Here is a 14,697-nt window from a genome sequence, read left to right on the forward strand (position 1 = left end):
CAGCACCCGGATTTTCAACATGACATCCTCCCCGATATCAGCGCGTCTTTCCCCGAACGCATCGCCCCGCCTCGTCGTACTTGCCGAAACGGTATTGAAGGCGGGCGACACGGCCCGCACCTCGCTGCGGCGGCGGACATCTGAGGAAATGCTCGCCAAGGCGCCGCGCGACTATCAGACCGAGATCGATGTCGCCGTCGAGCGCATCATCGTCGAGGAGGTGACCAAGGCCTTTCCTGACTACGCCATCCAGGGCGAGGAAGCCGTCGGCAACCGCATGGCCGGGCCGGAGACGCCGATCATCTACATCGACCCGATCGACGGCACCACCAATTACGCCTGGGGCATCCCGCATTTCGGCATGACGATCGCGATCGTCGAAGGCGGTAGGCTCGTCGCCGGCGTGGTCTACGACGCCATGCAGGACGAGCTGTTCAGCGCCGAGATCGGCGGTGGCGCCTATCTCAACGGCGAGCGCATCCGCTGCGCCGATGTCGCCGATATCGAGAACGTACTCGTCGGTGCCGGGCTGCCGATCCCGGGCCAGGTCAAGGCGGTTTCGGAAGAGACCTATTTTGAAGCCATCAAGCGCCTGATGGCCAACACGGCAGGTGTGCGCCGCCTCGGCTCAGCAGCCCTATCGATCGCCTATGTCGCCTGCGGCCGGCTGGACGGTTTCTTCGAAGACGGGCTCGCGATCCATGATTTCGGCGCCTCGGCGCTGATGGTCGAAGAGGCGGGCGGCATCGTCACCCGTTTCTCCGGTGCCAAAGTCTATGGCCGTGGCGATATCCTCGTCGCCAGCCAGGCGCTGCATCCCTGGCTGCTGGAAGGTTTCCTCTAAATCCGCAGGAGCTCTTCGATCTCCGCGGCGCCGGTTGCCGGCGCCGACTGATGAACGAGTTCGTTGTCGCGGAAGACGAAGAAGCTGGAAAAATTGGGCTCAACCCTCATTCCGGCCCAGCTCCGATCATCAGGCGCCGCCATCGCCTTCAGGCGGATGCCGTCGGCAAGATCGATATCGACCATTTTGTGGGTGCCGAAATCGACGACGCGGTGGACCGTCGCCGCGTTTGCTCGGTCGGAGGGACGGATCGTTAGCGCTTCGGGGCGAGTAGCAAGCGTCACCGGACCGTCCTCGACGGGAACGGCAAGCGGAAAGAGCGCGTGCTCGCAGACCCCGTTTCGGACGCGGCTCTGGACAAAATTCATCGAGCCGATGAAGCCGGCGACGAAAGCCGTCTGCGGCTGCCGGTAGATGGTGCTCGGCGGCGCGATCTGTTCGGTGCGTCCGTCGCGCATGACGACGATACGGTCGGCCAGCGCAAGGGCCTCGTCCTGGCCATGCGTAACGAAAAGCGTGGTGATGCCGAGGCGCTGCTGGATATCGCGCACCTCTTCCCGCAACCTTTCGCGCAGGTGCTGGTCGAGGCTGGCGAAGGGCTCGTCGAGCAGAAGGATCTTCGGTTCGAGCACGAGCGAGCGGGCAAGCGCGACGCGCTGCTGCTGTCCACCCGACAGTTGTGTCGTCATCCGGCGGCCGTAGGCTGCAAGGCCGACCAACGCCAAAGCGCTCTCGACACGCTCGCGGATTTCCGCTTTCGGCAGCCGGCGGAGCTTCAGGCCGAAGGCGATATTGTTGAAGACATCCATGTGCGTCCAGAGCGCGTGGCTCTGGAACACCATGCCGGTCGGGCGCCGCTCGGGCGGCAGGGTCGTCACATCTTTCGCATCGATGCGGATCGTTCCGCCGCTTGGGCGTTCGAAGCCGCCGATCATTCTGAGCAACGTCGACTTGCCGGAGCCGGATGGTCCGAGCAGGCATACGAGCTCGCCGTCGCCCACTTCGAGCGAGAAGTCGCGAACGGCAAAGGCAGTGCCGAACAGCTTGGAAACGCCCTCGATCGCCAGATGTGCCATTCTCAAATCCTTCCCTGAATCCGGGGTCGCCGTCTCACGCGCCAAAACCTCTCGCAAAGGCGCCGGTGCCGATCACGCGGCGCGCAAACATCAGCGCGATGAAGGACGGCACCCAGAGCATGACGGAGAGCACGGCGCCGTATTGCACGACGATCTGGTTGTTGATGAAGCTGATCATCAGCACCGGCATGGTGCGGATCTCGGGCGCTCCGATCAGCCAGGCGCCCTCGGTCTCGTAGAACGTGCCGACGAAGGTCAGGAGCAGGGCTGCTGATATCGTCGGTGCGGCCTGCGGCAACGTGATCGACCAGAAGACGCGCAACGGCGTGGCGCCGGCATCGCGCGCCGCCTCTTCCATGCGCCTATCGACGTTCTGGAAGGCCGCCACCGGAATCCAGATCATCAGCATCAGCGTGCCGACGAGCTGGATCAGCACAACACCCCAGAAGGTGCTGATCAGGCCGAGTTGCAGGAAAATGCCGGCAATGGCGACGAGCAGACCGAATTTCGGAAAGGCATGCGATGAGAGAAACGACAGGAACAGGATGTTCCGGCCGGGAAAGCGCATGCGCGCAAAGGCGTAAGCTGCGGGAAGGCAGATGATGGCGGACAGAATGGTCACCGTCGTCGTCAGCCGCAGGCTGAGAAAGAGCGCGTCCCAGACGTCCGGACGGGCCAGCGTCTGGCCCCAGAAACGCAGGCCGAACTGCTGCGGGATCACCGAGGGGTAACGCCAGACCTCGGTGAATGCCCATGTCCCGACGACGATGAGCGGCAGTGCGATGAACAGGGTCAGCAGGCATGCGAAGAGCATGCCGATCCAGTCGAAGCGAAGGCCGATGCCCGATCTGCCCGCGCTCATGGCCTGGTCTCGCGGTTGCGGGCGATCGACCTGATATAGAAGATGCCGAAGATCAGACAGAAGCCGAATGTGATGACGGCCTGCGTCATGGCGTTCAGCGGATCGTTCATGTCGGCGAAGGTGCGCTGCATGAATGGCCCCATCATTTCAGGCGATGCCGGGCCGAGCACATAGGGAAGGGTGAAGGCGGAGAAGATGCCGAGCACGGCGAAGGAAGCGGTTACCAGCAGTGAACTGCCCATGCGCGGCAGGATGATCGAGATGAAGACCCGAAGCGGCTTTGCGCCAACGTCGCGGGCGGCCTCGATCGCGCTGTTTGAAACGGAGGAGAGCCCGGCCGTCAGCATCAGCACCGTGAGCGGAAGATTATCCCAGACGAGGCCGATGACCGGTCCCCACGGCGTCAGATAGGGCGTGCGCAGCTTGGGCAGGCCGACTGAATTCAGCAGCAGGTCTACAGTGCCGTTCGGCCCGATGGTCCTGATCAGCGCATAGGCGAGGATGATCGACGGCACGAACATCGGGAAGATCGCCAGGCCCTGCACGTAAGCCGCAAGATGCCCCTGCGAGAAACGCAGGTAAAGCGCGATCGGAAGCCCGATCGCCAAGAGCAGGACGCCGCAGACGGCGGTGGTCCAAAGCGTCACCCATAGATTGCTGAGGCTGTAGCCGTCGGTGAAGAAGAAGCGGTAGGAGGCGAGCGAAAATTCGGTCGCTCCGTCAGGACCCCTGACGAAGATCGTGCCGACCACCGCTGAAAAGATCGGAAAGATGATCAGCCATGCGAGCAGGAAAACCGGCAGGGCGACGAGGAGGAGCCCGATCGAGCTCCCCCTGTTGATGGACCGGTGTCGGCGAAAAACCGCCGGCGTAGCTTCGGCAGACATCAGGTGCGGCTGATGCCCGGAGCGACGCTGCGGTACCAGCCGTCGTTGATCGCCTTCTCCCAATCGCCGCCCGGGAAGGTCGGGATGGTCGACGGAATGACGTCGGCATATTTCTTGCGCAGATCGTCGGAAATGTGATCCCAGGAGACGGCCGGGAAGCCGCCGATCCCAGTGATGATCGCTTCCTGCATTTCCTTCGTCAGCATAAAAGCGGCAAGCTTCAGCGCCGCATCCTTGTTGGCGCCGTTCGAGAACACCGTGATGCTGGAGAAACCGCCGCAAAGGGCGAGATCGCCGAGCTGCACCAAGCCGGTGGTCTCAGGCAATACGCCCTGCGCGATCGCCTGCAGCACCTGGTCCGACCACACCGGCACCATGGTAACGACGCCTTGAGCGAGCAGCTGGATCGACTGGGTGTTGCCTGACGTATAGGCGCCCTTGTCGTAGAGCGAGGGAGCGAGATCGGTGAGGATTTTCCAGGCCGGCGTCAGTGCCTCGGTGCCGAAGTCGGCAGTGTAATTGTCGATCTTGAACTTCTTCGGATCGCGGCCGTTGGCCTCGTGGATCGCACGGCGGACGAAGTTGCCGCCCGAGCCGCCCTTGTCGGGTCTGTTATAGATGAACTGGCCCGGATTGGCCTTGATCCATGCGATGAGCTGCTCCCAGCTCTTCGGCGCATCCTTCGGATCGAGCTTGGTCTTGTCATAGGCGAGAAGGACTTGCGAACCGCGATAGGGAAGGGAATAGGGGGTGTCGAGGGCGAGCGGATTGATATGGTCGTAGCCTTCGATGTTCTCGGCGGAGAACTTGACCCAGAGGCCGGCGTCGATGCCGCCGGACGGCAGGCGCGGATCGAACTGCTCGAACAGGTCCGCCTGCGGATCGGTCTTCGTCTTCAGCGCCGCAAGCGCACGGTCGGCGATGGCGCGCAGGCCGTTATTGTCGCCGGCATCCGTCACCTTCAGGGCAACACCGGGATGCGCCTTTTCGAAGGCCGGGCGAATGATGTTGTTCCAGAGGTCGACGATATTGGCATCCGAACCGCTATAGAGGTCGATCGTATCGGCGGCGGCCGATGCGAAACGCGGAAGAACCAGAAGACCGGCCGCAGCCGACGATGTGATCAGAAATTCACGCCTGTTCATAACCCATCTCCATCAATGTCGAGGCTCTGCCTCCACGGGATTGTCCAGCCTTTGCTAGCCCCGGCGCGTAACATCGACATGACAGGATGAGTGGTGATTCAGAGAAATTGCACAGCTGTGCTGATTTCCGTCGTATGGAAATCGGCGGCGGGAGACACTATCTTTCGGCAAACAAGGAGATTTCAAATGACCGAAGAACGTGCAGTGCTCGCCGGCGGCTGCTTCTGGGGCATGCAGGACCTTATCCGCCGGTATAACGGCGTGATTTCGACCCGCGTCGGCTATACCGGCGGCGATGTGCCGAACGCCACCTACCGCAACCACGGAACCCATGCCGAGGCGATCGAGATCGTCTTCGATCCGACCAGAATCAGCTATCGGGAAATCCTGGAATTCTTCTTCCAGATCCACGACCCGAGCACACGCAACCGCCAGGGCAACGACGTCGGCACGAGCTATCGCTCGGCGATCTTCTATGTCAGTCCCGAGCAGGAGCGCGTCGCCAGGGATACGATCGTCGATGTCGACGCATCGGGCCTCTGGCCCGGCAAGGTCGTCACCGAAGTCGTGCCGGTTAGCGATTTCTGGGAGGCCGAACCCGAGCACCAGGACTATCTCGAGCGCATTCCGAACGGCTACACTTGCCACTTCGTCCGGCCCGGCTGGAAACTGCCGATTCGCCAGAAGATCGCCTGACGCCGTTCATGCATGCCGGCGTCGAGATGCCGGCATGCATCGGCTGACCTGTCACTTTGGCCGAGCGGATTGAACGGACTTTCAAACCTTTAAGGCGCGGTATGGGCTGCGACGACGCGCGCTATCTCATCAATATCCCGATCGTGGACTTCGTGTCCTCCGCTGGCGATCCGGTGCAGTTCTGCGTTCGGAACGACGCGGGTGAAGGCTTCTCCGTGCTCGATCGGGAACAGCGGATCTGATGTGCCGTGGATTGCAAGAACCGGCGCCACTATTTCCGACGCATGCAGCTTGGCGCCCTTATCCTCGCCCAATAGCATGAAGTGGTTGGTCGCACTGACATAGGACGGTGCGCGAGCCATGTCGCGCGCGATCAGGATTTTCGCCGACTCGGCATCATGAGGATGCCTGGTGCCGGCAAGCATGGCCGAGTCGCGACGCAGGAAATCGGCAATGGCTTCAAGGTCTGACCAGTCGATGCTCTCGGCAGCCGCAGAGTGTTCCTTATAGGTCGCAGTGGAGGAGGGCAGGCCGTCGACCCCAACCGGCGACGAGCTGATCAGGGTGAGCGTCCGCACACGCTGGGGATGGCGCAATGCGGCCTCCTGCGCAACGAAGCCGCCCATCGACATGCCCACCAGATGCGCGCCATCGATTCCATAACCATCAAGAACGGCGATGGCGTCATCGGACAGATCGCTGAACGAATAGGTGGGCTGACCTGGCGGATAATGCGTGGAAAGGCCGGTGTCGCGTTGGTCGTAGCGGATGACATAGCGTCCCTGTGCGGCGAGTTCCTCGCAAAACCGTTCCGGCCACCACAACATCGAGGACATTACCCCCATGATCAGCAGTACGGCTGGGTTGATCGGGTTGCCGAACGCTTGGGTTCGCAGTTCTGCATCCTTGAGTTCGACAATCTTCTCGGTGACGAAAGGCGATTTCACAGGGTCCATGATCGAGTTCTCTGATTGCAATTTGAAACTGGTTCTATCTTGCATAACTGATCCTGATATGCAATTCGTTTTGCAACGAAATCGAAAATGCAAGGCCAAGGAGAGGGAGTGATGGCGTTGGATCGTGCCGACTTTTACGACGCAGAATTGGCGCGGCATAATCGGCACCTGCGGGTTGCTGCAAATGTCGGCCGCGTAGATCGGGTGCTCGATATCGGCTGCGGTGCGGGGCAAACGACACGTGAGGCCGCCCGCGCGGCGACTGAGGGAGACGCGGTCGGTGTGGATACTTCCGCAGAGATGCTTGAGATCGCAAGGCGACGGAGCGCCGCCGAGGGTCTGCGGAATGTGGCGTTCGAACAGGGCGACGCGCAATTCCACGCATTCCCGACCGCCAGTTTCGACCTCTGCATCAGCCGGTTCGGCGTAATGTTTTTCGCCGATCCGGCGGCGGCCTTCGCCAATATCGGCCGGGCGATGCGTCCAGGTGCCCGTCTTGCGTGGATGGTGTGGCAAAGCCGGGAGCGCAACGACTGGTCCGGCGCCATCCGGCAGGCCCTGGCGCCTGCAACTCCCGTTTCTGCAGGAGCTCCCAATCCGTTTTCACTCGGCGAACCCGCTATTGCAACCGATCTTCTGCACGCAGCAGGCTTTACCTCGGTCGACTTTGTCGACGTGCGGGAGCCGGTCTTCTATGGATCAGACGTCGATGCGGCATTTGATGCGCTCAGCAGCCTCTATCTTGTAACGGACGCGCTCGCGCAGACAAATGAACCGCCTGACAAACCGCGGCAGCGGCTGCGTGATTTACTCGAAGAGCACATGACTGCGGAGGGCGTATTCTTCGACTCGCGCGCATGGATCATCACCGCGCGCCGGGCAGAGGGCTAGCGGAGAGTGGGCAACGCTGCGGGACTTGACCGATGGTCGGTGCCGTAGCCTCTCAATAGCGAGAAGCGTAGTCCAGGCCGCCGTCGATCTGGGCTGGGCGCCCGTCCAGGAAGAGCTCGCCGATGCGCGGCGCCGAGCGGGCGACGATCTTGCCCCGACGGATCACCGCCAGCCGGTTCGGCTTCAGCCGCAGCGCTTCCAGCGCATCGCGCGCCTGGAGGATGACGAGATCGGCATGGCGTCCCTTCTCGATTCCATAGCCTTCAAGGCCCATCGTCTTCGCCGAATTGACCGTCAGCGCATCGAAGATCCTCTTCTTGTCTTCGATGCCGGCCATCTGCGCGACATGGATCGCCATATGGCCGACCTCCAGCATGTCGCCGGACCCCATCGAATACCAGGGATCCATGACGCAATCGTGCCCGAAGGAAACGTTGAGCCCGGCATCTATCAATTCCTTCACACGGGTCATGCCGCGCCGTTTCGGATATGTATCGTGCCGTCCCTGCAGCATGATGTTGATCAGCGGATTGGGGATGACGTTAATCCCGGCCTCTGCCATCAGCGGGATGAGCTTGGAAACATAGTAATTGTCCATCGAATGCATCGAGGTCAGATGCGAGCCGGCGACACGTCCCTGCAGGCCGAAGCGGATGGTTTGCGCAGCCAGCGTCTCGATATGGCGCGAGAGTGGATCGTCGGTTTCGTCGCAATGCATATCAACAGGCAGGCCGCGATCGGCGGCGATGCGGCAGAGCGCCTCGACCGACGCCGTGCCTTCGCCCATCGTCCGTTCGAAATGCGGAATGCCGCCGACGATATCGACGCCCATGTCGAGGGCGCGGTTCAGCGCATCAATCGCGCCCGGCGAGCGGTAATAGCCATCCTGCGGGAAGGCGACCAGCTGGAGGTCGATATAGGGCGCGACCTTCTCTCGAACCTCGATCATCGCCTCGACGGTCACCAGCCTGGGATCGCTGGTATCGACATGGCTGCGAATGAAGAGAAGGCCCTGCGTGACCGCCAGATCGCAATAGCGCAACGCGCGATCGACCAGTTCCTCTTTCGTCACGATCGGGCGCAGCTCCCCCCAGAGCGCGATGCCTTCGAGCAGGGTGCCGGACACGTTCATGCGCGGCAGGCCGAGCGACAGGGTGGCGTCCATATGGAAATGCGGGTCGACGAAAGGCGGGCTGGCAAGCCGGCCCGTCGCGTCGATCTCCTCTTTCGCCTGTGCCTGGAGATTGCGCTCGACAGCAACGATCTTGCCGCCCTGGATGCCGATATCGATACCCTTTGAGCCATCGGGGAGATTTGCATTTCTGACAATCAGATCGAACATCGGAGCCTCATTGGATGTGGGCGGTTTCAGCGTTCGCCGCGCCGATAGGGCTGCATCAGCGCCTGCGGAACGCGGGCGCGGCGAGCCATGACGGCAAGGGCGGCGATGGAAAGGATATATGGCGTCATTAGGAAGAGCTGATAGGGCACGAGCCCGCTCAGCGCGGTTTGCAGCCGAAGCTGGAAGGCGTCGAAGAAGGCAAAGAGCAGGGCGCCGAACAGCGCGCGGCCCGGCCGCCAGGAGGCGAAGACGACGAGCGCGATGCAGATCCAGCCGCGCCCCTGCACCATGGTTGGGAAGAAGCTGTTGAACGCCGACAAAGTCAGGAAGGCGCCGCCCATGCCCATCAGCGCGCTTCCTGCGATGACCGCGCCGTAGCGCACGTTCATCGGATTGACGCCCTGGGCTTCCGCCGCATGCGGGTTCTCGCCTGTCATACGGATCGCAAGCCCGACAGGCGTGCGGAAGATGATGTAAGCCATCAGCAGGGCCATGGCGATCGCGAGATAGGTCGGCGCCGTCTGCGTGAAGAAGGCCGGCCCGATGAAGGGCAGGGTCGAGAGACCCGGAATGGCGATCGGCTGGAACGGCACGATGGTGGGCGGCGTATTGGCAAGCGGCACGATCAGCCGGAAGACATAATAGCTGAAGCTGGAGGCAAAGAGCGTCACGCCAAGGCCAGCGACATGTTGGGAGAGGCCGAGTGTCACCGTCAGGCCGGCATGCAGCAGGCCGAAGACACCGCCGGCCACCGCTGCGACCAGCAGGCCGGTCCAGAGATCGGCGCCGTGATAGACGGAAAGCCAGCCGATCATCGCGCCGAAGGTCATGATGCCCTCGATGCCGAGATTGAGCACACCGGCCCGCTCGCAGAGCAGGGCGCCGAGCGTGCCGAAAATCAGCGGCGTGGCGATCCGCAGGATTGCCGCCCAGAGCCCCGCGGAGGCGATGATGTCGAACAGCTGCATCATCGTCGTATCCTGTATTGGGTGAAGAACAACGCGATCAGCATCGTCAGCAGTGACAGGGCCACCGTGACATCGGCGATATAGGTCGGGATGCCGAGGCCCCGGCTCATGCCATCAGCGCCCACGAACATGGTGGCGGTAAAAATGGCGGCGAAGACGACGCCGAGCGGATTGAGGTTGGCGAGCATGGCAACAACGATCCCGGAATAGCCGAAACCCGGCGACAGATCGGTCGTCACATAACCCTTGACGCCCATGACCTCGATCGCTCCGGCTAGCCCCGCAAGCCCGCCCGAGAGACAGGCTACTTTCACCAATGTTCTGCCGAGCGGGACGCCCGCGAAAACCGCACCAGTGGGGTTGAGGCCGGCGGCGCGCGAGTGCAAGCCGAACACGGTGCGGGACTGGACGAAATGGACGATGACGGCCAGCCCGACAGCAATCGCGAAGCCGATATGCAGGCGCGAGCGGGCGATCAGCTTCGGCAGCATGGCATGATCGCTGACCGATTGCGACTGCGGCCAGCCGAAGGCGAGCGGATCCTTGAGAACACCGTCGATCAGCATCGAGACGAAGAGCACGGCGATGAAATTCAGCAGCAGGCTGGTGACGACCTCATCGACGGAGAAGCGCAGCCTGAGCCAGAGCGGGATCAGGATCAGCACCATGCCGGCAATGGCGCCGACCAACAGCAGCAGCGGAATGAGAATGGGGGCGGGAAGATTGCCCAGCAGTTTCGAGCTCGCCGCCGCAACGGCGATGGCGCCGAGATAGAACTGCCCCTCCGCACCGATATTCCAGAGCCGCGCCCGGAAGGCCACGGCGGCGGCAAGTCCGGTCAGCATCAGCGGCGTGGCCCGCGTCAGCGTTTCGGTGGCCGACAGCCGCGAACCGAAAGCACCGGTCAGGATGCGCCAATAGGCATCGAGAACAGGCGCGCCCGCGATAGCGATCAGGATACCCGCCAGCGCCAGCGCGGCGATGACCGCGATCACAGGCGTGACGATCAGCAGGTAAAGCGGGCGGTGCTCGCGACGCTCAAATCGCATGATCGGCCTCTGGAGTTTGTTGCCATTCGCCGGCCATCATCAGCCCCAGCCTGCGGGCATCGGCGCCTTCTGCCTCGACGGGTGGCGACAGGCGGCCGCCGACGATCGCCTGTATGCGATCGGCGAGCGCGATCACCTCATCGAGGTCTTCCGAGATCAGCAGCACGGCGCTGCCCTGCCGGCGGGCTTCGAGCAGGCGGGCGTACACGGCCGCCACCGCTCCTTCATCGAGGCCGCGCGCGGGCTGGGCGGCGATCAGAATGCGCGGCCGCCGATGCAGATTGCGGCCGAGAATGAGCTTTTGCATATTGCCGCCGGAGAGCAGCCGGGTGCGGATGGCAGGGCCGCCGCCGCGGACATCGAACCCGTCGATAATTTCGCTGGCGAATGCCATGCCCGCCTTGCGGTTGACGAGGCCGCGGCGCGAAAAGACTGCTGAGGTGATGCGTTCCAGCACGGCGTTTTCCCAGATCGCCATTTCGCCGATCACGCCCTCCTCGTTGCGGTCTTCGGGAATGCGGCCGATGCCGGCTTCGACGACATCCGAAACACCGAGATTGCCGATGGCTTCCCCGAACAGCAGAAGGTCGCCACCGCTGCGCGTCAGCGTGCCGGAGAGAAGATGCGCCAAGGCCGCCTGGCCATTGCCTGAAACGCCGATGATGCCGAGGATCTCTCCCTGGTGCAGCCGGAAGCTGATCGATTTCAGCCGATCGACGCCGCCAGTGCGCACCGTCACGCCGACCGCTTCAAGGGCAACCGCCCCGGGTGTCGACGGCTCGCGCACGGGCCGTGTCACGCGGCGGCCGACCATCAGTTCGGCGAGTCCCGCCTTGCTGGTGTCCGACGCCTTACGTTCGGCGACCATTTTACCGCTGCGTAAGACGACGATGCGGTCGGCTGCCGCCATGACCTCGTCGAGCTTATGGGAGATGAAGATCAGCGACAGGCCCTGGCGGGCCATTTGCTTCAGCGTCGTGAACAGCCGTTCGGCCTCGATATTGGTCAGCACCGCCGTCGGCTCGTCGAGGATCAGGATGCGGGCATCGTTATAGAGCGCCTTGAGGATCTCGACGCGCTGCTGTTCGCCGACCGAGAGGTCGCCAAGGCGGGCATCGGGATCCACCTTGAGGCCGAAGCGTTCGGAAATTGCCAGGAGCTTCTTCCGCGCCGCCGATGTTCCCGAGCGCCACGACCATAGTTTTTCGGTGCCGGTCATGACATTTTCGAGAACGGTCAGATTGGGCGCCAGCGAGAAATGCTGATGCACCATGCCGACGCCGGCGCGGATCGCCGCACGCGGCTTGCCCTGCGGCACCTCCGTGCCTTCGATCAGAATGCGGCCGGCATCCGGCATGTAGTGGCCGAAGAGGATGCTCATCAACGTGGTCTTGCCCGCACCGTTCTCGCCGAGCAGGGCGACGACCTCGCCTCTGGCAAGCGTCATGGAAATATCGTCATTGGCGAGATTGTCGCCGAAGCGCTTGCTGACGCCTATGATCTCCAGCACAGGTCCGGTCATGACGGCAATCCAGCGACCGGAGACCGATGCTGCCATCGCCCTTCCGCCTCCAGGCGTGCGGCAAGCGACAGTAGACGCGGCTCGTGACCCATCGGCGCCATGATCTGCACCGGCAGCGGCATGGCATGCTCATCCTGTCCGAAAGGCAGCGTCAAAGCAGGAAAACCCGAAATATTGGCGAGGCAGGCAAGCGGCGCGAATGCCGTCATCCGCTCGAGATGCAGATCTGTGTCGGCATGATCTGATGGAAAGGAACCGATCGCAAGAGGCGCGGAGGAAAGCATCGGCATCAGGATGCAATCGACCCTGTCGAACAATGTCCAGAGGTTACGGCTCACCAGAACGGCATCATTCAGGGTGTTCCAGAGCGATGTCGCCGGAAGCGCCCGTCCGCGCGCAACGAAGGCTTGCGTCAGAGGCTCGGCCCTGCTTTCATCGAGAGCAGCGGCCTTCATGAGTGCCGCAAGATTGACGGAGACGATGTCGGCGAAGGCGCGGCCGCCGGCGGCGACGCTCCATTCGAAATCGGCCCAGCTCAGCGGAACGATCTCGTGTCCGTCGCTTTCGAGTGCGCGGGCCGCATCTTCGATGGCTGCAAGCCGATTATCCTCAGTCGGATAGGCCGTCCCGGTATCGGCAAGCAGGCCGATGCGCAAAGGGCCGTTGCCGCTATCGACAGGCGAAGGGTCCGGAAAAGGTCCTCGGGAATTCCCGCTCAGCCTGTCGAAAATCAGCGCCGTATCCCGCACCGAGCGGCAGACCGCGAGTTCGCTGCTGATGCCGGCGAGGTGGTTGCCGAAGGATGGCCCGCCCGGGATGGCGCCACGCGTCGGCTTCATTCCGACGAGGCCGCAGCAGGCGGCGGGCACGCGGATCGAGCCGCCGGCGTCGGTCGCATGCGCAATCGCCACGATCCCAGCGGCGACCGCTGCCGCCGCACCGCCGGAGGAGCCGCCCGCGGTCTGCGTGGGATCGAGCGGATTGCGGCAGAGAGGCCCGATCGCCGGTTCGCTGGCGAGCGACAGGCCGAATTCCGGGCTCGTCGTCAGGCCGAACAGACAGAAGCCGACATCGCGGAAGCGGGAAGCGATATCGGAATCCACTTCGCCGCGCTTTCTCTCGAAGAGACGGGAACCGGCGGTCACCGGTAGCCCGGCGAAGGGACCGCCGAGATCCTTCGCCAAGGTCGGCACACCGGCAAAGGCCCGATTGGCGAAGCGCTCGGGTTCGCTCCGCCGTTCCCTGTCGCTTTCGTTCGCCGAAGCGAGGCCTATGACGGCATCGAGATAGGCGATGGCGCCGAGCGGCTCCTGCCGCGCAGCCGCCTCGAGGGAAGCCTGCATCGCCTCCGCAGCGCTCAGGCTGCCATGCCTGATCGCCGCCGCCAGATCCGTCGCATCACCTTGCATGAGCAGGATTACTTCGGCTCATCCATCATCTTCGGAACTTCGAAGGTGCCTGCCTTGATCTCCGCCCGCTTGGCTTCCATCGCCGCTTCCGCATCGGCGGGCGCCACGCCCTTCACGAAGACGATGTCGCTGCCGCCTTCCTTCATCAGACCGTAGGAGGTGTAGTTTCTGCCGACCGGCTTTCCGGCTGCAACATCGGCAATCGCTGCATTCAGGATCGGGCGGAAGTACCACATGGCGTTGGCGAACACAGTGTCAGGGTAGCGCGGGGTATAGTCGATCAGCGAGCCGACCGACTTGATGCCGCGTTCCTTGGCGGCATCGGCGGTGCCGATACGCTCGCCGAATAGGATATCAGCGCCGGCATCGATCTGGGCAAGACCGGCTTCGCGGGCCTTCGGCGGATCGAAGAAGGTGCCGATGAACGAGACGAGGTGCTTGGCATCGGGATTGACCGCCTTGACGCCTGCCGCGAACGCATTGATCAGCATGTTGACTTCGGGGATCGGAATGGCGCCGACCGAGCCGACGACGTTCGATTTGGTCATCTTGCCGGCCAGCATGCCGGCAAGATAGGCGCCGTCATGGTTCCAGGTGCCGAAGACACCGAAATTGTCGCCGGCCTGCTCGCCGCTCGAACCCAGCACGAAAGCGGTATCGGGATAATCGGCAGCGACCTGCCGAGCCTCTTTCTCCACTGCATAGGCTTCGCCGATGATCAGCTTGTTGCCCTGTTCGGCATATTCGCGCATGGCGCGGGGATAGTCGGTGCCGGAGACGCCTTCGGAGAAGACATATTCGATGACGCCTTCCTTGGCCGCGTCCTGCAGGGCCTTGTGCAGACAGGAGTTCCAGGCATTCTCAACCGGCGACGCATGAATGCCGGCAACCTTCAGCGGCGCAGCCGCTCTCGCCAGCGGGGCGAAACCGCTGACGCCAAGCGCAATGCCCGACGCGATCACTGCGCGGCGTGAAATCAGGATGTCTTTGGTCATTGATTGTTCCCCTTTTTTACCATTTGGTTCAAAAATCATAGTAGCGCCTAAAAAT

The 14,697-nt window shown here is 62.8% G+C and carries 14 protein-coding genes; 3 read left to right on the plus strand and 11 right to left on the minus strand.

Annotated features, from left to right (window positions below; all coding sequences use genetic code 11):
• Window positions 1-19 precede the first annotated feature (19 nt).
• The gene (locus EFQ99_RS21535; RefSeq protein ID WP_126923254.1) at window positions 20-844 is read left to right on the plus strand and encodes an inositol monophosphatase family protein; all 825 of its coding nucleotides are present in this window, start codon (window positions 20-22) and stop codon (window positions 842-844) included.
• On the opposite strand, the gene EFQ99_RS21540 is transcribed toward EFQ99_RS21535, so the two are convergent.
• Genes EFQ99_RS21540 through EFQ99_RS21555 form a run of 4 tightly spaced genes read right to left on the minus strand, consistent with a single transcriptional unit; the run spans window position 841 to window position 4,814 of the window.
• Window positions 841-1,920 carry an ABC transporter ATP-binding protein gene (locus tag EFQ99_RS21540; protein WP_126923255.1) on the minus strand — a complete coding sequence of 360 codons (1,080 nt, stop codon included), beginning with the start codon at window positions 1,918-1,920 and terminating at the stop codon, window positions 841-843. The two genes, EFQ99_RS21535 and EFQ99_RS21540, sit on opposite strands and share 4 nt — an antisense overlap.
• 34 nt (window positions 1,921-1,954) lie before the next feature.
• Window positions 1,955-2,782, minus strand: coding sequence for an ABC transporter permease (locus EFQ99_RS21545; protein ID WP_126923256.1), 828 nt, complete (start codon window positions 2,780-2,782; stop codon window positions 1,955-1,957).
• Window positions 2,779-3,669: an ABC transporter permease gene (locus tag EFQ99_RS21550; RefSeq protein WP_126923257.1), complete on the minus strand. Its 891-nt coding sequence runs from the start codon at window positions 3,667-3,669 to the stop codon at window positions 2,779-2,781. The genes EFQ99_RS21545 and EFQ99_RS21550 overlap by 4 nt, the downstream gene beginning before the upstream one ends.
• Window positions 3,669-4,814, minus strand: coding sequence for an extracellular solute-binding protein (locus tag EFQ99_RS21555; protein ID WP_126923258.1), 1,146 nt, complete (start codon window positions 4,812-4,814; stop codon window positions 3,669-3,671). Before EFQ99_RS21555 ends, EFQ99_RS21550 begins: the two co-directional genes overlap by 1 nt.
• Before the next feature lie 186 nt (window positions 4,815-5,000).
• Here EFQ99_RS21555 and msrA point away from each other — a divergent pair, with 186 nt between their 5' ends.
• The gene (msrA, locus tag EFQ99_RS21560) at window positions 5,001-5,510 is read left to right on the plus strand and encodes a peptide-methionine (S)-S-oxide reductase MsrA (protein WP_126923259.1); all 510 of its coding nucleotides are present in this window, start codon (window positions 5,001-5,003) and stop codon (window positions 5,508-5,510) included.
• Window positions 5,511-5,599: 89 nt separating this feature from the next.
• Here msrA and EFQ99_RS21565 read toward each other — a convergent pair whose 3' ends face one another.
• A complete protein-coding gene (locus EFQ99_RS21565) occupies window positions 5,600-6,625 on the minus strand; it encodes an alpha/beta fold hydrolase (RefSeq protein ID WP_483475685.1) in 1,026 nt (341 codons plus the stop codon).
• Here EFQ99_RS21565 and EFQ99_RS21570 point away from each other — a divergent pair.
• Complete coding sequence (locus tag EFQ99_RS21570) at window positions 6,578-7,357, plus strand: class I SAM-dependent methyltransferase (protein ID WP_126923260.1); 780 nt, start codon at window positions 6,578-6,580, stop codon at window positions 7,355-7,357. The two genes, EFQ99_RS21565 and EFQ99_RS21570, sit on opposite strands and share 48 nt — an antisense overlap.
• Window positions 7,358-7,409: 52 nt before the next feature.
• On the opposite strand, the gene EFQ99_RS21575 is transcribed toward EFQ99_RS21570, so the two are convergent.
• Genes EFQ99_RS21575 through EFQ99_RS21600 form a run of 6 tightly spaced genes read right to left on the minus strand, consistent with a single transcriptional unit; the run spans window position 7,410 to window position 14,642 of the window.
• A complete protein-coding gene (locus EFQ99_RS21575; RefSeq protein WP_126923261.1) occupies window positions 7,410-8,699 on the minus strand; it encodes an amidohydrolase family protein in 1,290 nt (429 codons plus the stop codon).
• Between the two features lie 26 nt (window positions 8,700-8,725).
• On the minus strand, window positions 8,726-9,670 hold the full coding sequence (locus EFQ99_RS21580; protein ID WP_126923262.1) for an ABC transporter permease: 945 nt from the start codon (window positions 9,668-9,670) through the stop codon (window positions 8,726-8,728).
• Window positions 9,667-10,716 carry an ABC transporter permease gene (locus EFQ99_RS21585; protein ID WP_126923263.1) on the minus strand — a complete coding sequence of 350 codons (1,050 nt, stop codon included), beginning with the start codon at window positions 10,714-10,716 and terminating at the stop codon, window positions 9,667-9,669. Before EFQ99_RS21585 ends, EFQ99_RS21580 begins: the two co-directional genes overlap by 4 nt.
• Window positions 10,706-12,238, minus strand: coding sequence for an ABC transporter ATP-binding protein (locus EFQ99_RS21590; protein WP_126923505.1), 1,533 nt, complete (start codon window positions 12,236-12,238; stop codon window positions 10,706-10,708). The genes EFQ99_RS21585 and EFQ99_RS21590 overlap by 11 nt, the downstream gene beginning before the upstream one ends.
• Entirely contained in the window at window positions 12,235-13,647 is a 1,413-nt protein-coding gene (locus EFQ99_RS21595; protein WP_126923264.1) for an amidase, read from the minus strand. The genes EFQ99_RS21590 and EFQ99_RS21595 overlap by 4 nt, the downstream gene beginning before the upstream one ends.
• Window positions 13,648-13,655: 8 nt before the next feature.
• The gene (locus EFQ99_RS21600; RefSeq protein ID WP_126923265.1) at window positions 13,656-14,642 is read right to left on the minus strand and encodes a BMP family protein; all 987 of its coding nucleotides are present in this window, start codon (window positions 14,640-14,642) and stop codon (window positions 13,656-13,658) included.
• Between the last annotated feature and the right edge of the window lie 55 nt (window positions 14,643-14,697).

Origin of the sequence: Rhizobium vallis (assembly GCF_003985155.1) — a bacterium.
In the GTDB taxonomy this organism is placed as follows: Bacteria; Pseudomonadota; Alphaproteobacteria; order Rhizobiales; family Rhizobiaceae; genus Rhizobium; species Rhizobium vallis.